16 protein-coding genes and 1 pseudogene are annotated in these 21,965 nt (G+C 71.5%); 10 read left to right on the forward strand and 7 right to left on the reverse strand.

Annotated elements, in window-relative coordinates:
• Positions 1-66: 66 nt before the first annotated feature.
• From WN71_RS08335 to WN71_RS08355, 5 genes are read right to left on the reverse strand one after another with little or no spacing between them, the layout of a single operon-like run.
• Positions 67-1,005: a VOC family protein gene (locus tag WN71_RS08335; protein WP_046582117.1), complete on the reverse strand. Its 939-nt coding sequence runs from the start codon at positions 1,003-1,005 to the stop codon at positions 67-69.
• A gap of 14 nt (positions 1,006-1,019) precedes the next feature.
• Complete coding sequence (locus tag WN71_RS08340; RefSeq protein WP_046582115.1) at positions 1,020-2,024, reverse strand: amidohydrolase family protein; 1,005 nt, start codon at positions 2,022-2,024, stop codon at positions 1,020-1,022.
• The gene (locus tag WN71_RS08345) at positions 2,021-3,154 is read right to left on the reverse strand and encodes an FAD-dependent oxidoreductase (RefSeq protein ID WP_046582113.1); all 1,134 of its coding nucleotides are present in this window, start codon (positions 3,152-3,154) and stop codon (positions 2,021-2,023) included. The genes WN71_RS08340 and WN71_RS08345 overlap by 4 nt, the downstream gene beginning before the upstream one ends.
• A gap of 38 nt (positions 3,155-3,192) precedes the next feature.
• Entirely contained in the window at positions 3,193-4,167 is a 975-nt protein-coding gene (locus tag WN71_RS08350; protein ID WP_046582111.1) for a cyclase family protein, read from the reverse strand.
• On the reverse strand, positions 4,164-5,162 hold the full coding sequence (locus WN71_RS08355) for a fumarylacetoacetate hydrolase family protein (protein WP_046582109.1): 999 nt from the start codon (positions 5,160-5,162) through the stop codon (positions 4,164-4,166). Before WN71_RS08355 ends, WN71_RS08350 begins: the two co-directional genes overlap by 4 nt.
• A 123-nt stretch (positions 5,163-5,285) precedes the next feature.
• On the opposite strand from WN71_RS08355, the gene WN71_RS08360 reads away from it, so the two are divergent.
• Complete coding sequence (locus tag WN71_RS08360; RefSeq protein WP_046582107.1) at positions 5,286-6,197, forward strand: LysR family transcriptional regulator; 912 nt, start codon at positions 5,286-5,288, stop codon at positions 6,195-6,197.
• 251 nt (positions 6,198-6,448) lie between these two features.
• Positions 6,449-7,678: an MFS transporter gene (locus WN71_RS08365; protein ID WP_046582106.1), complete on the forward strand. Its 1,230-nt coding sequence runs from the start codon at positions 6,449-6,451 to the stop codon at positions 7,676-7,678.
• Positions 7,679-7,689: 11 nt separating this feature from the next.
• Here WN71_RS08365 and WN71_RS39620 read toward each other — a convergent pair.
• A pseudogene (locus WN71_RS39620) lies at positions 7,690-7,923 on the reverse strand (substrate-binding domain-containing protein); the annotation flags it as partial.
• Positions 7,924-8,172: 249 nt separating this feature from the next.
• Positions 8,173-8,883 carry an IMP cyclohydrolase gene (locus WN71_RS08375; protein ID WP_046582102.1) on the reverse strand — a complete coding sequence of 237 codons (711 nt, stop codon included), beginning with the start codon at positions 8,881-8,883 and terminating at the stop codon, positions 8,173-8,175.
• Between the two features lie 238 nt (positions 8,884-9,121).
• On the opposite strand from WN71_RS08375, the gene WN71_RS08380 reads away from it, so the two are divergent.
• From WN71_RS08380 to WN71_RS08415, 8 genes are all read left to right on the forward strand, one after another.
• Entirely contained in the window at positions 9,122-10,144 is a 1,023-nt protein-coding gene (locus WN71_RS08380) for a cation diffusion facilitator family transporter (protein ID WP_079177727.1), read from the forward strand.
• A gap of 158 nt (positions 10,145-10,302) precedes the next feature.
• Entirely contained in the window at positions 10,303-10,761 is a 459-nt protein-coding gene (locus WN71_RS08385) for a GreA/GreB family elongation factor (RefSeq protein WP_046582098.1), read from the forward strand.
• A 483-nt stretch (positions 10,762-11,244) separates the two neighbouring features.
• A complete protein-coding gene (locus WN71_RS08390) occupies positions 11,245-13,821 on the forward strand; it encodes a S8 family serine peptidase (RefSeq protein WP_046582096.1) in 2,577 nt (858 codons plus the stop codon).
• Complete coding sequence (locus WN71_RS08395) at positions 13,821-16,721, forward strand: FG-GAP-like repeat-containing protein (protein ID WP_046582094.1); 2,901 nt, start codon at positions 13,821-13,823, stop codon at positions 16,719-16,721. The genes WN71_RS08390 and WN71_RS08395 overlap by 1 nt, the downstream gene beginning before the upstream one ends.
• Positions 16,722-16,855: 134 nt before the next feature.
• A complete protein-coding gene (locus tag WN71_RS39625; protein WP_046582093.1) occupies positions 16,856-20,347 on the forward strand; it encodes an ATP-binding protein in 3,492 nt (1,163 codons plus the stop codon).
• A gap of 175 nt (positions 20,348-20,522) precedes the next feature.
• The gene (locus tag WN71_RS08405) at positions 20,523-21,215 is read left to right on the forward strand and encodes a GNAT family N-acetyltransferase (RefSeq protein WP_167382902.1); all 693 of its coding nucleotides are present in this window, start codon (positions 20,523-20,525) and stop codon (positions 21,213-21,215) included.
• Positions 21,208-21,456: a hypothetical protein gene (locus WN71_RS08410; protein WP_046582091.1), complete on the forward strand. Its 249-nt coding sequence runs from the start codon at positions 21,208-21,210 to the stop codon at positions 21,454-21,456. Before WN71_RS08405 ends, WN71_RS08410 begins: the two co-directional genes overlap by 8 nt.
• Before the next feature lie 3 nt (positions 21,457-21,459).
• Positions 21,460-21,843: a hypothetical protein gene (locus WN71_RS08415; RefSeq protein ID WP_046582089.1), complete on the forward strand. Its 384-nt coding sequence runs from the start codon at positions 21,460-21,462 to the stop codon at positions 21,841-21,843.
• Positions 21,844-21,965: the final 122 nt, after the last annotated feature.

The following is a 21,965-nucleotide window of genomic DNA, read 5'->3' on the forward strand; positions in this document are numbered from 1 at the left end:
CCTGGCGAGGTGGTCCGGGGGTGCGGCGCGCGGTCGTGTCACGTGCCGCACCCCCGGCGCGGGGGATCAGACCGGCGGGGCGACGAAGACGCCGCGGTCGACGTCGTTGAACGACTCCTTCGCGACGATCTCGCTCATGGGGTTGGCGGTGCCCCACTGGTCGGTGACCTCGGGCTGGGAGAAGTCGTAGATGTGCGGGTGCCAGGTGTCCTCGTCCAGGCACTCCAACTCGGTCGTGTACTCGACGGTGTTGCCGTGCGGGTCGAGGAAGTAGGTGAAGGTGTTGTCGCCCGCCATGTGCCGGCCGGGTCCCCACACCTTCTTGAAGCCGGCCCGCATGACGCGGCCCGAGCCGCGCATGTACTCGTCGATGCCGCGCATCTCGAAGGAGACGTGGTGAAGGGAGGTGTGCGGCCCCTTGGAGATGGCCATGGAGTGGTGCTGGTTGCTGATCCGCATGAAGTGCATGACCTCGCCCATGTGCGGCGAGCTGAGGGTGTCGGAGAGCCGGAAACCGAGGTGTTGCTCGTACCAGGCCCGGGTGCGGTCCAGGTCGGGGGAGTTGAGGACGACGTGGGAGAGCTTGACCGGGATGGACTCCTTCTCCTCGATCCTGCGGTGCCGACGCGCCTCTACGTCGGCGGACACCTCGATGGTGCGGCCGTCGACGTCGAAGAAGCGGAAGCCGTAGCCGCCGCCGGGTGTGTCGACCTTGCCGGGCTGTGAGATCAACTGAACTCCTCCGGCGAGGAGTTGTTCGGCGAGGGCGTCGACGTCCGCGGGGGAGGCGGCGCCGTAGGAGACGAGGTCCAGGCGCTTCTCGTCGGCCTTGCGCAGCCGTACGACGTACTGCTCGGGCGAGCCCTCGGCGGCGAGGAAGGAGATCCCGGAGTCCTCGGCGACCTTGGTCAGGCCCCAGACCCCGGCGTAGAAGTCGAGTTGCTTGTCGTAGTCGGGCACGGCGAGGTCGACGTGCCGCAGGTGGGTGAGCAGACGTCCGCTCATGAGGGGTGCCTCCTTCAGGCGAGGTCGAGCAGGGCGGCGGCGTTGGCGCCGCGCACGGCGTGGAAGTCGGCGTCGGACAGGTGCGCGGCGCGCAGGGCGCCGACGGGGTCCTCGCTGCCCATGTCGAAGGGGAAGTCCGAGCCGAGCAGCACCCGGTCGGCGCCGACGGAACGGACCAACTCGCGCAGCACGTGCGGGTCGTGGACGAGGGAGTCGAACCACAGGCGCCTGAGATAGCTGCTGGGCAGGTGGGCGCAGCCGGCGCCCGCGTCGGAGCGGGCCGACCAGGCGTGGTCGGAACGCCCGATGTGGGTGGGCAGATAGCCGCCGCCGTGGGCCGCGATCAGCTTCAGGCCGGGGTGGCGGTCGAGGACGCCGGAGAAGATCAGATGGGACAGCGCCACGGCGTTCTCGGTGGGCTGGCCGACGGTGTTGGACAGGTACCAGCGGTCGAGGCGCTCGTCGAGGGTGCAGCCGAAGGGATGCAGGAACAGCAACGCACCGGTTCGCTCCGCACGGTCCCAGAAGGGTTCGTAGGCCGGGTCGGAGAGCTCTCGGCCGGGAGCGTGGCTGGAGATCTCCACCCCCAGCAGCCCCTGCTCCAGGGCGTGTTCGAGGGCGTCGGCCATCTGCCCGGGATGCTGCAGCGGCACGAGTCCCAGTCCGCGCAGCCGGTCGGGGGCGGCCGCGCAGTGCGCCGCCGTCGCCTCGTTGGCCAGCCGCGACAGCTTCGCGGCTGTCTCCTGGTCCGCCCAGTAGTGGTAGTGCGAGGGCGAGGGGCTGACCAACTGCACGTCCACGCCCTGCGCGTCCATGGCCGACAGCCGCGCCTGCGCGTCGGTGAGCTTCGGGATCCGCTCACGCACCATCGGGCCGCTGACGGCCAGGGCCGCGGGGCCGTTGCGGCGGGCGTCCAGCGCCCTTGCCTCGGCCAGCCCGGCGGTGCCCTCGACGAGCGCCTCGATCTCGGGCAGCAGGACGTGGGCGTGCACGTCCACAGTGAGGGGGGAAGGGGTCACGGAAGCTCCCGGAGCATGGTCATGGTGCGGCCCATGAGGCCGGGGACGTCGGCGTCGCGGACGCCGTCCAGCTGCCACTGGCCGATCTGCACCGACGCCTCCACCACCGAGCGGACGCGGTCGATCCGGCGCTCGTAGTACGCCTGCAGCAGGTCGTCGTCCCAGGTGTCCGTCTCGGCGAGCATCTCGGTGAGGACCCAGGCGTCCTCCAGCGACAGCGCGGCGCCCTGCGCGAGGGTCGGCGGGCAGCAGTGCGCGGCGTCGCCCACCAGGACGATCCGGCCGCGGTGCCAGGAGCCCTCGACCAGCATCCGGTCGAACCACGTGTAGTTGACCTCCGCCGGGTCGGTGATCCGCTCGGTGATCTCCGGCCAGAAGCCGCCGTAGGCGGAGGCGAGCCGACGCATCTCCTCGGCGTATGTCTGCGGTGGGATGGCGGCGCGGTCGCGATGGGCCTCGACGACGTACGCGTAGATGGTGGTGTCGCTCGTGGGGCAGTATCCGGCGATGTAGGCCGGGCCGCCGTAGGCGAGGTCGGTGCGGGTCAGACCCTCGGGGCGGGGCACGGCGATCCGCCAGATGGCCATGCCGGTGGGTTCGGGCTTGGCGCTGATGCCGATCGCGGCGCGGGTGGTGGATCCCAGCCCGTCGGCAGCGATCACCAGGTCGTAGCGGCCCTCGGTCCCGTCGGTGAACCGGACGGTGACGCCGTCGGCGTCCTGGTCGAACGAGGAGGCCCGGGTGCCGAGACGGACGCGGGCGCCGGAGTCGCGTACGGCGTCGATGAGGATCTGCTGCAGCCGGGGGCGCGGCATGCCGAGGGTCGCGGGCAGGTCGTCACCCCCCGTGCGCAGATCGGGCTGGACATGCAGGACGGTGCCGTCGGGGGCGGTGATACCGACGGAGTCGAAGCCGTAGCCGGACTCCTCGACCTCTTCCCAGACGCCGAGTTCGCGCAGGACACGCAGGGCGTTGCCCTGGAGGGTGATGCCGGAGCCGGCGGTGGCGTTCCAGTCGTCCTTGGCCTCGACCAGGTCCACGTCGACCCCGGCGCGGCGCAAAAGGATCGTCGCGGCGTTGCCGGACGCGCCACCGCCGATCACCAGCACGGTGCGGGGGAGGGTACTCATGGGAACTCCCTTGTTCCTCAACTGCTGCGGAAAGAGTGCTACTTGACCGCGACCGGATTGATGGGTGACCCGACGGCGCCGGTGATGGGCAGCGGCGCCGCGGTGAGCCAGAACGCGTACTGGCCGTCGGCGGCGCAGTCCTCGGCCAGGGCGTCCAAGTCCCACATCTCGCCGATGAGCAGGCCCATGTTGGGGATGGCGATCTGGTGCAGGGGCTGGAAGGCGTGCTCGAACTCGTTGGGCCGTACCTCGAATCCCCAGGTGTCGGTGGCGATCGCGGCGATCTCGGTGCGGTGCAGCCAGCCGGCCGTGGTGAACGAGAGCCCCGGCGCGGGCCCGCCGGCGTAGTCGCCCCAGCCCGTGCGTCTGACGCGGGCCAGCTGACCGGTGCGTACGACCACGATGTCCCCGCGGCCCACGGTGACGCCGTGTGCCCGCGCCGTCGCCGTCAAGTGCTCCTCGGTGACGGCGAATCCGTCGGGGAGCTCACCGTCCTCGCCGACGACCCGGCCGACGTCGAGGAGGACGCCGCGGCCGGCGACATGCGGTGCCATGTGCTCGATGCCGGTGACGAGATCACCGTCGGAGGTGACGACCTTGTCCGCGCGGCGCCCGTTCCAGGCGAAGCCGTGGTCGAAGATGTGTCCGAGGCCGTCCCACTGCGTGGAGCACTGCAGCGGCATCGCGATCACATCGTCGGCGCCGCCGATGCCGTGCGGGAAGCCCTGGTTGCCCAGCGCCGCGTCGGTGCCGGTGTCGAGCATGGTGTGCACCGGATTGGTGCGCCGCCGCCAGCCCTTCTGCGGGCCGTCCATGTCGAAGGACTGCGCCAGCGAGAAGCTCACGCCGCGCCGCACGAGGGCGGCGCCCTCGCGGCGCTTGGCCGCGTCGAGGAAGTTCAGGGTGCCGAGCCGGTCGTCGTCACCCCAACGTCCCCAGTTGGAGTACGACTTGGCGGCCGCGGCTATGGCGCCCTCGGGGTCGGCCGGGTTCAGGGCGGGGCCCTGGGTCATGACGTCTCCGCGACGCACCGGGTGCGCTGGGTGCCCAGGCCGGTGATGGCGGCGTCCATGACGTCGCCGTCGCGCAGCAGGCGCCCCCAGTGCATGCCGTTGCCGGCCGGGCTGCCGGTCAGCAGTAGGTCGCCGGGCAGCAGTCGGGCGCTCTGGGAGACGTAGGAGATGAGGCGGGCGATGCCGAACATCATGTCCTTGGTCGATTCGTCCTGCATGGTCTCGCCGTTGAGCTGCAGCGTCAGGCGCAGGTCGCCGGGGTCGGTGATCGACCCGGCAGGCACGATCCAGGGGCCGAGCGGGGTGAAGCCCGGGGCGTTCTTGCTGCGCAGCCAGTCGGTGCCGATCGCGGCCATGTCGCGGCGGAAGACGGTGGCGCGGTCGGTGAGGTCGTTGGCGATGGTGTACCCGGCGACGTATTCGGCGGCCGTCTCGACGGGGACGCGGTACGCGGGCCGGCCGATCACGACGGCCAACTCCAGTTCCCAGTCGGGTTGCTGGGCCCAGTGGGGGAGGACGACGTCGTCGTACGGCCCGGTGATCGAGGTGGGCAGCCCGGTGAAGACGTAGGGCTGGTCCTTCGCGGCCCGCTGGTCCATGATCTCCGCGGCCTCCGCGCGCCGTTCGTCCTCGGAGCGGTCGTCCCCGGGGGCGCGATGGGCCACGTGCAGGTCGATGACGTGCTGGCGGTAGTTCGCGCCGGACTGGAAGATCTGGCGGGGCGCGAGAGGCGCGTGCACGGTCAGATCCGCGAGCGGGACGCCGGCGATGTCGGGGTTGGCCGCCAGCGTGCGCAGCTGCGGCAGAACCCGTTGCCAGTCCTCCAGGACGCCCAGCACGGTAAGCCCTTCGATGCCCAGCGCGGCCCGAAGGTCGACGGTCCGGCCGTCGGGCGTGACCAGGGCGGGGAAGGCGTCAGAGTGCGGGGCGGAGAGGGTGGCGAGAGCGAACGGTCCGGCGAAGAGGGCGGACGCGGGTTCAGGTTTCACGGACATGTCCTCCTGATGGCGATGTGACTAATCTGAACCCTGCACCTCCAATCAGGGAAATCGATTGTGTGGATGAGCCTCATCCACTGTGTTTATTCTTATGGTGTCGCCGCACCGCAAGGGGAGCCCGTGAACCTCGCCCGACTCGACCTCAACCTCGTCGTCGCCCTGCGGGCCCTGCTCGAGGAACGCAACGTCACCCGGGCCGGGCAGCGCATCGGGCTCAGCCAGCCGGCCATGAGCGCAGCCCTCGCCCGCCTGCGCCGCCACTTCGACGACGAACTGCTCTCCCGCGTCGGCGGCCACTACGAGCTCACCGCCCTCGGCCAGGTCCTCCTCGACCGCACCTCCACCGCCTACGACGTCCTGGAGCGCCTCTTCGCCAGCCAGGCGGACTTCGACCCCGCGAAGGAGACCCGCGAGTTCAGACTGGTCGCCTCCGACTACGCCGTCGCCGTCTTCGGCACCGAGTTTGCGCGGGTCGTGCACGACGAGGCTCCCGGCATCCGGCTGCGTTTCTCCCAGACCCCCACGACCGTCGTCGACGACACCGCCACCCTCCTGAGCGCCACGGACGGTCTGTTCATGCCGCACGGCGTGATCAGCGGCTTCCCCGCCACCGACCTCTACGACGACCGCTGGGTCTTCCTCGTCGCCGACGGCCACCCCGACGTGGGCGAGCAGCTCACCCGCCAGGACCTGGCGCACCTTCCCTGGGTGACCTACCAGCGCACCTACGACGCCCCCGCGGTGCGCCAGCTCGGCATGCTCGGCATCGAACCCCAGGTCGAGGTCTCCGTCGACAGCTTCCAGTCGCTGCCCCTGCTCGTCGCCGGTACGCGCCGCATCGCCCTGGTCCAGGCGCGCCTGGCACGGCTGCTGGCGCCCATCACGGCGGTACGTGCGATGGAGCCGCCCTACGAGGCCGTACCCCTGCGGGAAGCCATGTGGTGGCACCCCGTCCACACCCACGACGCCGCACACATCTGGCTGCGGGAGACGGCCGCACGCGTCGGGGCGACGCTGCCGCAGGCCGGCTGACCGGCCCAGGGGTGCTGCCGACCGGCCCCCGCCGTGCGCGCAACCATGCGGCGAGTCTCTTCCACGGCACCATCCAGCGTCCGGATCGGCGCCATCGGCAACTTGGATCACCCGGGGTCTGGGCAGACCGTCACCCGCACCGCATAGTCGTGGCACACCGCAGCGCCGTCCCGCGACGTCACAAGACGTCCGCGCGCCGGGCCGTCACGCGATGCGGTGCTCCCTTCCCGCCCTGCGTCCGGAGTGTCGCCATGCCCGCTTCCGCTGCCCCGCCCGCCTCCGACCGCGACGGGCGGCCCTCTGTCCGGGGCAGGCTGCCCGCCCTGCTGCTGATGGCCGGCAGCTGCCTGCCGATCCTGGGCGCCGTCCTGATCGCGCCCGTCCTGCCCCGGATGCAGGACCACTTCGACTCGGCCGACGGCAGCGCCGCCCTGGTCCCGCTCGTCCTGACCGTCCCCGCGCTGTCCCTGGCGGTGCTCGCCCCGTTCGCCGGAGTGCTCGTCGACCGCCTGGGCCGCAAACGGCTGCTGGTCGTGTCCACCGTGCTGTACGCCCTGTTCGGCACCGCGCCGCTGTGGCTGTCCTCGCTGTACGCCATCCTCTTCAGCCGCGTCCTGGTGGGCATCGCCGAAGCGGCCATCATGACCTGCTGCACGACCCTGATCGGCGACTACTACACCGGCCGGGTCCGCGACCGCTATCTCGCCCTGCAGACCATGTGCGCGTCGGCCTCCGCCACGGTCTTCTTCGTCCTCGGCGGTGCCATGGGATCGGCCGGCTGGAAGGCCCCGTTCTGGCTGTACGCCATCGGGCTGCTGCTCGCCCCCGTCATGGCCCGCACCCTGCCGGTGCCCCGGTCCGCGGCCCGCGAACAGGAGGAGACCGTTCCCCGCCCGTTCCCGGTACGACGCCTCGCGGGCATCTGCGCGCTGACCGTGTTCGGCGCGATCGTCTTCTACACCGTGCCGGTGGAGATGTCCTACCTGCTGGACGACGCGGGCGTGACGTCGACGGGCGTGGTCGGCGGGGTGACGGCACTGGCCAGCGCTGCCACGGTCGCCGGGTCGGTGCTCTTCACCCGGCTCGACGCCCGCCCGCTGCGCCGCCTGCCCGCCACCTTCCTGCTGTGCGCCGCCGGCTTCCTGCTGATGGCCGCGACCGACCACGTCGCCGTGCTCGTCGTCGGAGCGGTCGTCAACTGCGTCGGTACGGGCCTGCTGCTGCCATCGCTGCTGACCCTGGCCCTGTCCCGGCTGGACTTCGCCGACCGGGGACGCGGCACCGGCCTGTGGACCGCGGCGTTCTTCCTCGGCGAGTTCCTGTGCCCGCTGGTCCTGCTGGCGGGCAAGAGCGGCCTGGGCACCCTGGCCCCTGCCGTCGGGGTGCTCGGTCTGCTGACGGCGCTGGTCGCGGCCGTGCTGGTGCCGTTGACGCGCCGGGGTGCCCGGCCGGTGGCTTCCCCCGCCCCCGAGAGCCTGTGACGGGTCGGGTTTCAGTGCGCCGGCGACCGCATGGTCGACCGGCGCACGACCAGTTCCGGCTGCAGTACGACGTGGTCGTGCTCGTGGACGGTGTCCGACGCCGTGTCCTCGATCAGCAGCCGGCCGGCCTGATGGCCCAGCGCGACGGCCGGGCGCCGCACCGAGGTGAGGGGTACGACCGCGGACGCCGCGAACTCGATGTCGTCGTAGCCGATCACGGCGATGTCGTCGGGCACCCTCAGTCCGAGCCATCGCGGGGAGTCCCGCCAGGCGCACCGCGGCGGCCGCGCCCCGGCGCCGATCGTGCACCTGTTGCAATCGGTCGGGACCGCTGACGTAGCCGTACACCACACCCCGACTCGGTGCTCTCCCGGGCGGTCCGCATCCTCGAGGGGCCACGGACTCCCGGCTCGTGGCCGAACTCGTCGACCACGGCTTCCTCAGCCGGTACTCCTCGGTGGTCATGGGCGCAGATTATGAGACGGCGCAGGCAGCTACCTTGACCCTGCGCATCGACCGATGATCGGCCGGTGCCGGATGTCGGCACCTGCCAGGTCCCCGGGTGTGAAGACCGCTGCGGCGATGCGGAGGTGAGGCGGCAGCGCCGACCACAGTTGGTCGAGAAGGTCGGTGCGGGTCTCGGCGGTGGTGCGGATCTCCGCGAACGGGGCGCCGGTGGCGACCTCCTGCCCGTTCGAGCGGTACGTCGTCATGAGCACTCCCCCGTGGGGAGCCAGGTCGCTGACGTGCAGGGTGAGCCGGTTGGTGGCGGTGCGGTCCCCGGCGCTGTGCCGGGCGGCGCCGAACCAGGCCTGGCGGCCCTCCGTGTCCGTCACCACGGTCAGTCGGGGAGTGAAGATCGGCGGGTCGGGTTCGTAGTCGAGTCCGTCCAGCGCCAGGAGCGGAGCCTGTCCGCGGGCGAGCCGGTCGGCCACGGTGGAGACCTGCTCTCCGTTGCCGAAGACCAGCCAGTTCGCGCTCTGGCGGGCGGCGACATAGTGGCGGAGGTGGTCGTGTTCGCCGGCGTCGGTGGGCGCGACGACCAGTTCGCCTGCGTCGGTGAGACGCAGGGTGCGGGCCTGGGAGGCGGGGCTGCGCCCGGTGAGGAAGTAGGCGCAGAGTGCGGTGCCGTCGCCGGTGGTGCACCACAGCACGCCGCGGCCCGGGTATTCGTTGTCGGCCAGTACGTCGTCCAGCAAATCCACTGTGGTTGCGCCCCTTTGCGTGATGGCTCGGCGTCGTCAGGCCGACGGTGACAGCTAAGTTGATCAGAACGGCAGTCGGCCCGTGGGCCGACCGAACAGTTCGCTGCCGGTTGTCATCGCTGCGTGGACCGCGTGGACTGCGTGGTGAATCCTTGTACGTCCTCGCCGCCTCGCCGCCTCGCCGGTCACGGCCACCAGGCTGCACGGAGACCGGGCGGCGGCGGCATATTCTCCCGTTATGAACACCCAGGGCACACCTGAACCGTCGCGGAATCCGTCGGCGGAACCAGGTCCTGCCGGTCCCGTTCTCGATGCCCGTGTGGGCTCCCTGAGTGGTCCGGGGGCCGGTGGCTCCACCTTCACCGTCGTCGTGGCGGCAGCCGCCAACTTCGGCGTCGCGCTCGCCAAGGCCGTCGCCGGTCTGCTCAGCGGCTCCAGCGCGATGCTGGCCGAAGCCGCGCACTCGGTCGCCGACACCATCACCGAAGCGCTCCTGTTCGTGGCCCTCAAACGCAGCAAGAAGCCGCCGGACGAGGACCACCCGCTCGGCTACGGCCCCGAGCGGTACATCTGGGCCCTGCTCGCGTCCGTCGCCACCTTCGTCGGCGGCGGGGTGTTCGCCCTGTACGACGGCATCCACGCGCTGACGCAGGACGAGAACCCGGGCGATCCGACGGTCTCCTACATCGTGCTCGCCGTCGCCTTTCTCCTCGAAGGGCTCTCCCTGCGCACCGGTCTCAAGCAGGCGACGGGCCGGGCGCAGCACTTCCGCGTCCCGACCCTGCGCTACCTCCGGTTCACGCCCGACACGGCCGTCAAGGCGGTCGTCATGGAGGACTCGGCGGCACTTGTCGGCCTGGTGCTCGCGGCCCTCGGACTTCTCGGCGGACAACTCACGGGCTCCGGCGTGTGGGACGGTGTCGCGTCGATCCTCATCGGAATCCTGCTCGTCTGTGTCGCGGTCGTCCTCGGCCGCTCCAACACGGAATTCCTGGTCGGCCGCGCGCTGCCCGGCCCGCTGCGCGACGCGCTGCGCCGGGAACTCGTCTCCATCCGGCACATCGAACAGGTGCTTGAGCTGACCACCGTCGTGCAGGGTCCCGGGGAGATCCTCGTCGCCGCGAAGGTCGACTTCCAGGACGACTCCACGGCCGACCAGATCGAATGGGCCTGCGAGGAGGCGGAGAGCCGCCTCCGGGCGATGATCCCGGCGGTCAGACTCGTCTATCTCGACCCGACCCCGCCCCGTCGCGACACTTGACGAGAACAGCGTGCGTCCGCGCCTCGAAACCCCTCGGTGGGGCTCGGGCAGCCCGGTCGGCGTCGTCCGGGCCGAGAAGCTGACCTGGTGCACCGCGGCTACGATGGTCGGATCCGGTGTTCCGGAGCTGCACGAACTCCCTCTCCCGAGGATCCGGTATGTCCAGCGAGCCAGAACCGATCAGTGACGCCTCCCGTCGTGCCCTCGAAGAGGAGCTCGCCACTCTGCGCAGCGAACGCGCTACGGTCGCCGCGACACTGGGTGGCGACGACATCGCGGGCGACAGCGCGGACGCAGCGGACGAGCTGCAGCGGGCCGACGACGTCGAGCGCCTGGACGCCCGCATCACGGCGATCACCACGCGCCTCCAGCAGGCGGCGCAGTCGGGCGCGCCTCCTACCGACGTGGCGGGCGTGGGCAGCACGGTGACGGTGCGCCTCGCGGACGGTGCGGTGGAGAACCTGCACATCGCGGTGATGGCGACGGAGGCCGACCAGGGGGTGGTCACCGCCGACAGCCCGCTCGGCCACGCGCTGCTCGGCCACCGCGCCGGTGACACGGTGAGCTACGACGCCCCCGACGGGAAGCAGAGCGTCGTGGTGGTGGCGCTGGGATGAGTCGTACGACCGCGGAGGCAACGTCCAGCATCCTTCGTCACGCGGTCTCCCGGCCCCGGCGGTAAGCCCCGCCGCCCGCACACTGATCCGTCCGCCCGCACCCGATCTGCCCGCGTGTCCGGCCGTCCGCCTCTCCGCCCGCGCGCCCGTCCGCCTCTTCGCCCGCGCGCCCGTCCGGACGCACTCCTCACGCGTCCGCCGACGGCCTCCTCCCATCGGGGAGGGCGCTTCCACGAGCACGCCGGACGGGTTGACACGCGAGCACGGCAGGCGGGCACAGCCACGGGATACCGACCGGCAATCCCGTGGCTGCCCGAAGCGAGCGTCCACTGCCGCACATCCCCGGTTGAACAACCTGAACCGGCGGCGCACCGCCGCCTGCCTCCCGCCCGGCGACCCGACCCCGGCTCTCCGGTAATGGCTCAGTAACGGCCTCCTCCTAACGTCCGTGCCCTCCCTTTCCGTCCCAGGAGGAGCACCCGGATGCACCTGCCCCGCCACCCCCGGCGCAGATCCGCCGCATGGGCGTCGGCCGCCGTGACCGCGGCCGTTCTGCTGACCAGCCCGCTGCCCGCCGCGGCCGCGGGCAACGACACCTCGCCCAAGGTCGACACCGCCCTGCAGAAGGCCGTCCAGGACGGCGGCGAAGCCTCGTTCTTCGTCGTCCTCAAGGACCAGGCCGACCTGTCCGGCGCCAAGAAGAAGAAGTCGCACGCGGCGAAGGCGAAGGCCGCGTACAAGGCGCTGCGCGAGACCGCGACGGACAGCCAGACCTCGATCGACTCCTTCCTCGACAAGAAGAAGGTCGGTCACCAGGACTACTGGATCGCCGACGCCGTCTACGTCACCGGCGACCAGGACCTGGTCAACGAGCTCGCCGCGCGCTCGGACGTCGAGAAGATCGTCAAGGAGCACACCTACAAGCTCGACGACCTGGAGACGCGGACCACCAACGTCGAGACCCAGGACGCCACGAAGAAGGCCGTCGACAAGGCGGTCCAGTCGGCCGGCACCGACGACACGTCGACCCCCGAGTGGGGCGTCTCCGACATCCAGGCCGACAAGGTGTGGGACGAGTACGACGACACCGGCCAGGGCATCGTCATCGCCAACGTCGACACAGGCGTCCAGTACGACCACCCCGACCTGGTCGCCAACTACCGCGGCAACAACGGCGACGGCACCTTCACCCACGACTACAACTTCTACGATGCGACCGGCCAGTGCGCCACGTCCGCGCCCTGCGACAACAGCGGCCACGGCACGCACACCATGGGCACCATGGTCGGCCGCAACGGCATCGGCGTCGCGCCCGGCGCGACCTGGATCGCCGCCAAGGGCTGCGAGTCGGACTCCTGCTCCGACGAGTCGCTGCTCGCGGCCGGCCAGTGGATCCTCGCGCCGACCGACTCCAACGGCGAGAACCCGCGCCCCGACATGGCGCCGAACATCGTCAACAACTCCTGGGGCGGCGGCGACACGACGTTCTACGAGGACATCGTCGAGGCGTGGAACTCGGCAGGCATCTTCGAGGCGTTCGCCGCGGGCAACGACGGTGACGGCACCACCTGCTCCACCACCCACGCCCCGGGCTCCCAGGCCCCGTCCTACGGTGTCGGCGCCTACGACTCCTCCGGCAAGATCGCCTCGTTCTCCGGCTTCGGCCCGTCCCTGGTCGACGGCTCGGAGAAGCCGAACATCTCCGCTCCCGGCGTCGACGTCCGCTCGGCCTGGCCGGGCAGCACGTACAACACCATCTCCGGTACGTCGATGGCGACACCCCATGTGGCGGGCGCGGTAGCCCTGTTGTGGTCGGCGGCACCCTCGCTCATCGGTGACATCGACGCCACCCGGGCGCTGCTGAACGAGGGCGCGCGGAACGTGGACGACACGCACTGCGGCGGCACCTCCGACAGCAACGACGTCTGGGGCGAGGGCAAGCTCGACATCTACGCCTCTGTCGGACTGGCCCCGCACACCGCCGCGACCGTCACCGGCACCGTCACCGACTCCGCCACCGGCAAGGCCCTGTCCGGCATCAGCGTCAAGGCCACCGACGCCGTCGGCACCGCCCGCACCGTCAAGACCGGCTCGGACGGCGCCTACCGCCTGACCCTGGCCGCCGGCACCTACTCCTTCGCGCTGAGTGGCTACGGCTACTCCTCGAAGTCCCTCACCGACGTGGCGATCACCGAGAGCCAGAAGCTCACCGAGGACTTCACGCTCGACGCGGTCACCTCGCACAAGGTCACCGGCACCGTCCTGGACGTCCAGGGCCGCCCGCTGTCCAAGGCGACCGTCACGGTCGAAGGCACGCCGGTCAACCCCGTCACCACCGACGCGAGCGGCGCGTTCACGCTGTCCGACGTCGCCGAGGGCACCTACACCCTCTCCGTGACGCCGGCCGACCCGAAGCTCTGCAACGGCAGTTACAGCGGCAGCCTGGTCGTCGACGGCGACGAGACGGCCAAGATCAAGCTCCCGGCGCTCTCCGACTCCGCCGGCAACTCCTGCACCCCGGCGACCTATTCGTGGGTCAAGGGCACCACGGACGTGTCCCTGAGCGGTGACGAGGACGCCACCACGGTCTCGCTGCCCTTCGCGGTCAGCCTGTACGGGGTCTCCTACACCAGCGCCTCGATCACCACCAACGGCCTGATCAACTTCCTGGAGCCGCGGATCGGCGACTACGCCAACACCGCGCTGCCCACCGCCGCCCGCCCCAACGGCACCATCGCCGCCCTCTGGGACGACCTGGTCCTCGACAAGAAGTCCACCGTCCAGACGGCCACCACCGGCGCCAAGGGCAACCGGCAGTTCGCGATCATCTGGAACAAGGCCGCCTACGCCGACGGCTCCGCCGACCGCGCCACCTTCGAGGCGGTCTTCGACGAGGCCACCGGCTCGGTGACGCTCCAGTACAAGACGGTCGACGACCGCGGCGCGAGCGCCACCATCGGCATCGAGAACCAGACCGGCACCGACGGCCTGCAGTACGCGTACAACCAGTCCGTCGTCAGCGCCTCCTCCGCCGTCACCTTCACGCAGGGAGAGAAGTGATGAGAGACCGAGCCTCCCGGCGCGCCCTGCGGCTCGCCTCCATGCTGGTCGCGGCGGGCCTCGCGATGAGCTTCGCCCCGCAGGCCCTCGCCGCCGACACCGACTCCACGGGCATGAAGCTCACCAGCGCCGAGGGCAAGGCGCTGGCGGAGCGGGTGCAGACGGACGTCTACGGCGACGACGCCCAGGATGCCGCCACCGGGTCCTCGGACACCTCGTCCGACGACTCCGCGAGCGACGGCTCCGCGTCCGACGGCTCCTCCACCGATGCCGCGTCCAAGATCACCACGACGCGGACGTCCAAGGTCGAGGGTGTCCGCGGCTACGGCACCACCATCCCGGTCGGGAACAAGAAGGGCGACTACTTCACCCTGCACAGCCTCGGCCACGTCTCGCGCACCGCCGCCGACGGCACCGAGCAGTGGAGCCGGGACTCCGCCTCGCTGTACTCCGACTGGGGGGTCAAGTTCCTGCGCGCCTGGGACACCGAGTTCTACCCGCCGCGCATCGTGATGGGCTTCAACGCGGTCGGCCCCTTCACCGCCAACTCCGGGCAGGGCTACGACACGGGCGACCTGACCGGCGACGGCGTTCCCGACGTCGTCTTCTCGGCGAACCTGGGCTTCAGCCCGGCCGTCGGGGTCGACCTGCCGAACTCGACGCTGACCAGGGGCACGATCGTCACCGTCCTGGACGGCGCGACCGGCAAGACGCTGTACTCCAAGGTGTACGCCTACGCGTCGCTGGTGAAGGTCGTCGACGGCGCACTCCTCGTCGGCGACGCGCCCTCGCTGAACGGCACGACCACCGGCTCGGCCAAGCTGACCTCGACCCGGTTCAGCTACGAGGACGGCGCGCTCACTCCGTCGAGCACCTGGAGCTACGACACGGGAACGACCGCCTACTCCAACTGGGCCGCCGTCCAGGACCTCGGCGACGGCAGGGCTGCCGTCTCCTGGGACGTGGAGAAGAGCGACACCAACGGCTCGGAAGGGCACACGGTCGTCGTCGACATGAACGACGGCTCGGTCGTGTGGAAGGCCGACAGCTCCCTCTACAGCCGCCACCTCGGCCTGGACACCGGCCGCGACCAGCTCGTGGCCGTGGAGCAGTCCGACTACACCGACGGCGTCCGCTACGAGGTCGTCGCCTACGACCTGGACAACGGCCGCCGCACCACCCTGTCCAGCAGGGTCAACGTGCTGCCGACCGCGTTCACCGTCGGCGACCTCACCAGCGACACCGGGGACGAGTACGTCGTCAGCGAGTCCTCGCTCACCGACGACCTGTTCGTCAACGCGAGCACCATCCGCGTGCTGAGCGGCGACGACCCGGAGACCGCTCTCTGGCAGTCCACCACCAAGCGTGGCGCGGACAACGGGGCGGACGGCCCGAGCACCTGGAAGCTGGAGGTGACCGGCAACAAGCTGGTCGCTGCCGGCGAGGACGATACGGATCTGGGCAAGGCCGAGAACGCCGGCGGCCGCTACGCGACCCTCTCCGTGTTCACCGCCAAGGGCAAGGTGGCCTGGCAGACCAAGGGCGCCACCGCCTCGCCCGTCTTCGCCGACGTCTACAAGGACACCGGCGGCAAGCACATCCGGGTCGTCGACACCGACCAGAACGTCCGCACCTACGGCCTCACCGACGGCACCCAGGAGCAGCTGACCCCGCTCCAGGGCGACATCGCGTACGCGCAGACGCTCGACGTCGACGGTGACAAGAAGGACGACCTGGTCGAGGGCGGGCAGTCGAACGGTATCTGGGCCTACAAGGGCACCTCGCTGGTCGACGGCAAGCCGCAGGTGCTCTGGAAGGCGACCCTGCCGGGCGCGGTGCACGCCATCGAGACCGCCGACGTGACCGGGGACAAGACCCCGGAGATCGTCGTCGCCGCGGACAGCGCGGTGGTCGTGCTCGACTCGGCCACCGGCGCGACCCTCGCCACCATCGACGGCGGCGGCCAGTACGTCCGCTCGGTCGTCCTCGGCGACGTCGACGGGAACGGCAAGGCGGACATCCTCGTCCCCACCGACTCGCTGCACGTCTACAAGGGCAACGGCAAGGCGCTGTGGTCGTACTCCGCGCCCGCGAGCGCCGGTGACGTCCTGTTCGGCGACCCCTCGGTGAGCGGCGGCAAGGTGTACACCCAGTACACCAGCGCCGACGCCCTGGATCTGGACACCCCCGTCAACAAGGCACTCCAGCTCGACGGGGCGACCGGGGCCGTCGGCTGGGACGCCGCCCCCGAGGTTCCGGCCGGTGCCCTGAGCGGCATCCGCGGCGGATACCTGGACAACGCGACGTACACCTCCACCAGCATCCCGTACGCCGACGGCAACGCCGTGGTCTACACCTGGCTGGTGGACGAGCAGATCCGCAACACGAACGTCGTCGGCACCGAGAACTACGTGGAGATCCGCGACGGGCGTACCGGCAAGGTGGTGCACCAGCAGACCACCGGTGGTCTGTGGACGCACAGCAACTACTTCGACGTGAACGGGTCGCTGGCCGAGGCCGGCACGGCTTCGGTCTACGGGTTCGGTGCCGACGGGGCGGACACCCGTGTGATCTTCACCCCGACGACCCACAACGCGGGACTGGTCACCGGACCGGGCGGACAGCAGGTCGGCATCACCGGTTCGGAGGGCGGGATCTACCTCTGGGACAAGTCCGAACTGCTCGGTGACGATGCCTATCCGGCCTACCTCGGCAAGACCGCGACCGAGGGAGGCGCCCGCAACTACACGACGGGCGACTTCGACGGGGACGGCGTGGACGAGATCGTCACGCTCAACTTCGACGACCGCGGCACCAACGAGATGGCGGAGAGCCTCGGCGGCGGCTACCTGATCGCGAACAGCTCCATCCACGAGGTGTCCACGTACAAGCTCTCCTGACCCGGATCCCTCCGACGTGACCTCTTCCGCGTCCTGAGGATCCGAGACCGGGACCCCCCGGGCGATCCCCGGGGGGTCTCGAGACCACCCACCTGACCGAGCGTCTCAGATCGCTCGGTTACAGTGGCGCCCTCATGAACGAGCGGCGCACCACGAAACCCGGCAACGCCGCCCAACCCGTCCTGCGCCTGCACCTTTTCGGCAGTTTCCGCGCCACCCGCGACACTGGCCCCGCGCTGTCCGAAAGATGGCCCCGCCCCAGCGCCCGCGCCCTGGTGAAGCTCCTCGCCGTCGTCCCCGGACACGCCCTCCACCGCGAACAGGCGATGGACATCTGCTGGCCCGACGCGGACCCGCAGGCCGCGGCCGGCAGCCTCCGGGTCGCTCTCCACGCCGCCCGCCGCGCCCTCGAACCCGAACTCGCCCCCCGCGCCGCCTCCTCCTACCTGGTCGCGGACGGGGCCATGCTGCGGCTGGACCCGGACACGGTGTGGATAGACGCCGACCACGCCGAAGCGGCGGCCCGCGCCGCGCTGGAATCCAAGGACCCCGGCGAACTGGCCTCCGCCCTGGCGGAGTTCGCAGGAGAGCTGCTGCCCGAGGACCGGTACGCGACCTGGGCCCAGCCGCGCCGCGACGGGCTCGCCCGGCTCCGCGAGGAGCTGCTGCTCGGGCTCGCCGCCGCCCACCTGGAGCGCGGCGCCGTACCGGAGGCGGCCGCGGCGGCCGAGCAGGTGCTGGCGGCCAGTCCGGCGGAGGAACTGGCGCATCGCGTCCTCATGGAGGTGTACATCCGGCAGGGGCTGCGGCGCCGCGCGGTACGCCAGTACCACGTGTGCCGAGAGGTCCTCGACGCCGAACTGGGCGTCCGGCCGGGCCCGGAGACGGAGCGGCTGCACCGCGCCGCACTGGCGCCCCGGCCCACGGCCATGGCCTCCGCCCCCGCCGCGCCGGCCCTGCCCGCCGTGCTCCGCGGCCGGCAGGGCACACCGCTGCGCGGCCGGGACGCGCTGTTGACGCGGCTGCTCGGTGCCGACGGGCCACCGGTGCGGCTGCTCACCGGCGAGGCCGGAGTCGGCAAGACACGGCTGGCGGCGGAGGCCTCACGGCGGCTGGCCGGTGCCGGGGCGGCCGTGCTGTGGGGCGGCGGCCACGACGCGGAAGGGCACACCCCGTACGGGGCGTTGGCCGAGGCGCTCAACGGCTGGCTCGCCGGGCGCGACGCCGGCGAGCGCGCCCTGGTCGGCGCCGAGCATCCCGAACTGGCGGCCATCCTGCCCGCGTTGGGCCGTACCGGGGACGGCACCGAACGCAGTCCGGAGGAGCAGCGCGACCGGCTGTTCGCCGGCACCGCCGCGCTGTTCGGCGAACTGTGCGCCGCGCACCCCGTGTTGGTCGTGCTGGACGACCTGCACGCCGCCGACACCGGTTCCTTCCAGCTGCTGGGCCATCTCGCCCGTCGGGCGTCGGACACCGGGACCCGGCTGCGGTTCCTGGTCGTCTGCCGGGAGGAGGAGCTGCCGGAGGACGACCCCCGTCGCACCGGTCTGACCGCGCTGCTGCGCCACGGACTCGCGGTCCGGGAGGAGGTGGGGCGGCTGGACCGGGAGGCGTGCCTCGCGGTCGCGGCGGACGCCCTCGCCTCCTCCGGCGCTGCGGGCGCCGGCGAGGTGGGCGGGGATCGCGACGCGGCGACGGCAGCCCTGAACCCGGGCGTCGGCGACCGCGGACACGACCCCCTGCCCGGCGAGATCGACCGTGCCGACGGCGCGGACGGGCTCGCCCGCGTGTGGGAACTTTCGCGCGGCAACCCCCTCTTCGCGGTCGAACTGGCCCGCGGCCTGCCCCTTGCGCAGCCCGGCACCGAGGCGGCGGCCCCGGAGAGTGTGCGACAACTCGTCGCCGGGCGGCTCGGCAGGCTCGACGCGAACACCCGGCGGGTCGTCGAGGCGCTCTCCGCGGCCGGGAACGAGGCCGCGCTCTCCGACCTGCTGGACGTGGCCGAACACGGACTGCGCCCGCAGGTCTCCGGAGCGGCCGCCGCCGACGCCCTCGAACGCGCCATCTCCGTCTCGCTGGTCGAGGAACGCCAGGTGATCGTGGACGGCCGCCCCGAGGCCGGTATCGCCTTCCGCCATCCCGTCGTCCGCCTCACCTGCTACGACCGCCTGACGACGGTCCGCAGACGCCAGCTGCACGCCGCCTTCGCCCGGACGGTCCTGCGCCGCCGCCCCGACGCCGTCGACGAACTGGCCTCGCACTTCGCCCGCGCCGACGACCCGCGCGCCGCCGAATATCTCCGGCGGGCGGCCGAGCGCGCCGCCGCGCTCTACGCCAACGACACCGCCGACCGCTACTACCGGGAACTGGTCGCCCGGCTCGACGTGGACGCCGCTCACGCCCGGGTCGCGCACAGCCAAGTGCTCGGCAGGATGGGCCACTTCGGGGAGGCCGCGGAAGTCCTGACGGAGGCGCTGGCCGACTTCGTACGACGGGACGACCACGACGCCACGGTGCTCGCGGCGGCCCACCTGGCCGACACGCTCACCAAGGCCGGCGACACCGGCCGGGCCTTGGACGTCCTGCGGGCCCACCCCGCCTCGCAGTCCACGGCGCCCGGCCCCGCCGCCCGCCACCACCTCGCCCTGTCCCTGGTACGAGGGGTGCGCGGGCGGTACGACGAGGGGTACACGTCCGGGCTGGCCGCGCTGCGGACCGCCCGGCTGGTACCGGGGACCACCGGTATGGCGCTCCAGGCCCGCTCCTTCGTCGTCCAGGCCCGCAACCTCGCCCTGGCCGGCCGTTTCCAGGAGGCGCGCGAGGCGGCCGACCAGGCGCTCGGACCGGCCGAGGCCTCCGGGGACCCGACCATGATCGTCCCAGTGCTGTCGACCCTGCGGGAGAACGCGCGCCGCGGCGGACGGCTGCACGAGGCGGTCTCCCTCGGGGAGCGCGCCCTCACCCTCGCCGAACGCTCCGGCGACCCCACCTCCGCCGCCTTCGAACGAGCCAACCTGGCCGAACTGCGCCTGCTGCTGGAGGAACCGGAGACAGCCGCCACGCTCGCCGAGGCTGCCGTGCGCGGCGCCGAGCAGGACGACGCCTGGTGCTTCCCGTACGCACTGGCCACCCTGGCCCAGGTACGCCTGCACACCGGGGCCGTCGAGGAAGCGGCCCGACTCCTCGACCGGGCAGGGGCGGCGGCCACGGCACCCCGGGACCGGCAGGCCGGCCAGGAGGTACGCGCCGGACGCGCCGAACTCGCCCTGCGCGCCGGCCGTCCCGACGAGGCGCTGGCCGCCCTGTCCGGCGCGGAGGACGACCTGCCCGTGCTGGCCGCCTGGGCCGAACTCCTGTCGGGCCGGGCCGAGGCGTCGCAACGCCGCGCCCGCGCGGAAGCGACGCGAGCCGGCCGGGCCGGGGAACTGCTGGCCGAGGTGGAAGCGGGCGTCGTACTGGGGGCGGCCCTGTTCCGGCTCGGCAAGACGGCCGAGGCGCGGAACGCCCTGACCGGCGCCGCGGACCTGGCAGCGTCGCTGCCCTATCCGGCGGGCCTCAGCCGGGCGGCTGAGGCCCTGCGGCTCGCGGACCGCGGGGAGCCGGACGGAGTCTGGACACCGAGGTGAGGGCACGCAGCTCCCACAGCTGCTTACAGTTGGTGGAGCGAGCGGCGTGAGTGATGGTCGGCAAGCGGTCTTCTTCCTGGGGGCGGGTATGAAGAAGTGGCAAGCGATGTTTCGCCGGTCTGCGGGACCCCTTCATCCACCTGTGCGCGGCAGGTGTGGTGAGGGCCGGCACGTCTTGCGCAGCGAGCGGTTGCTCCTCTACACGCCGCTCATCGCCCTGGATGTGATGGCCTCTGCCGCGGCTGGATCGGACGCCGAGGCGCAGCGCTGGCTGGGGTCCAGGGCTGAGGAGCTTGTGCGGGACGAGGGCACGCGAGAGGTGTTGCTGTCCATGCGCGCGGATGACGACCTGTCGGGCTTCGAGGCCCATGACCGCCTGAAGATGATGAGGAAGCTCGAGCAGTCCGCCGAGCGGTTCGCCCGGCTGACCGCAGTCCATGCGGCCGACGGCAGATACGCGGGCGCGACGAGCGCGAGCCTGGAAACCGGCGAGGTCGGTGGCTGGCTGGCCCCGGACTACCGTGGGCATGGACTGGGCGCCGAACTGTTCGGCGCGGCCGCTCAGCTCGGTCATCGGCATCTCGGCCTCAAGGTCGTACGAGCAGGCGCGGAAGCGACGAACGACGCGTCCCGGGAGCACTCGCCGCAGCCGGCTTCACCCCTGCGCCAGGACCGGCACACTTCACCCTGGGTGACGGGCGTGAGATCGACGCGTGCTGGTACCAGCATCGGCAGGAAGCACCTTCGCCCTGTCGTGGCACAAGCTGACCGGCCGACTTCCCCTATGGTCGGTGCCGGCGTGTGTGCTCGCCGGAGCGAACAGGTAGCGCGTCGCGTATACCGTGCGGGATACTGCGGGTATGGCTGAAACCACTGTCAAGGTCGACACGGACACCCGGGACACCCTGCAGGGCCTCGCCGCTGCCGAAGGTCTGTCCGTGAAGGCATACCTCGCCAAGCTCGCCGGCGAGAAGCAGCAGGAGCGGGCGCTTCGGACGGCGACCGCCGCGTTCCGCCGCGCGATCCGCGAGCCCGGCGTCATGGACGCCTTCGACGCCGAGTTCGGGGGGCTGCCGCCCGTCGCGCAGGACACCTCGCGGGCGGCCTGACCTGTGCCTCCCGTCGTCCACGTCGACTACCGGTGGTTCCTGGAGCGCCAGGAGGAGATCCTCCGGGACGACCTGACCGTCAACGACTTCTCGATCCTCGTCGGCCTGGCCCAGCGCCACCGAGTCGATCCGCCCCGGCACGACCAGCACCATCCGGACGCCTTCTGGCGGGCCGCGGTCATGCTCGAGGAATGTGTACTCCTGCGACCGCTCCCTGCCCGCAACGAGATGTACGGCTACGGCATCGCCATCGCCTACCTCGAGGCCTCCGGCGAGCGCGTGGACACGAAATTCGAGGTCTGGCGGGAGCTGATCTACGACATCCGCGGGCTGCGACTGGACTCGTACGGCATCGCGGAGAGACTGCGTTCCTGGCGCCAGGTCTGACCCCGGAACACCCGGTCGGTGGTGCAAGGCCCGCCGCTGCGCTCACGTTGACCGTTCGGGTATCGGGCGATCTGGCTGGGGACGGCGGAATCGGCCGTCGAGCCGCTGAGGCAGGCCGCCAT

This window comes from Streptomyces mangrovisoli, assembly GCF_000974985.2.
Lineage (GTDB): Bacteria > Actinomycetota > Actinomycetes > Streptomycetales > Streptomycetaceae > Streptomyces > Streptomyces mangrovisoli.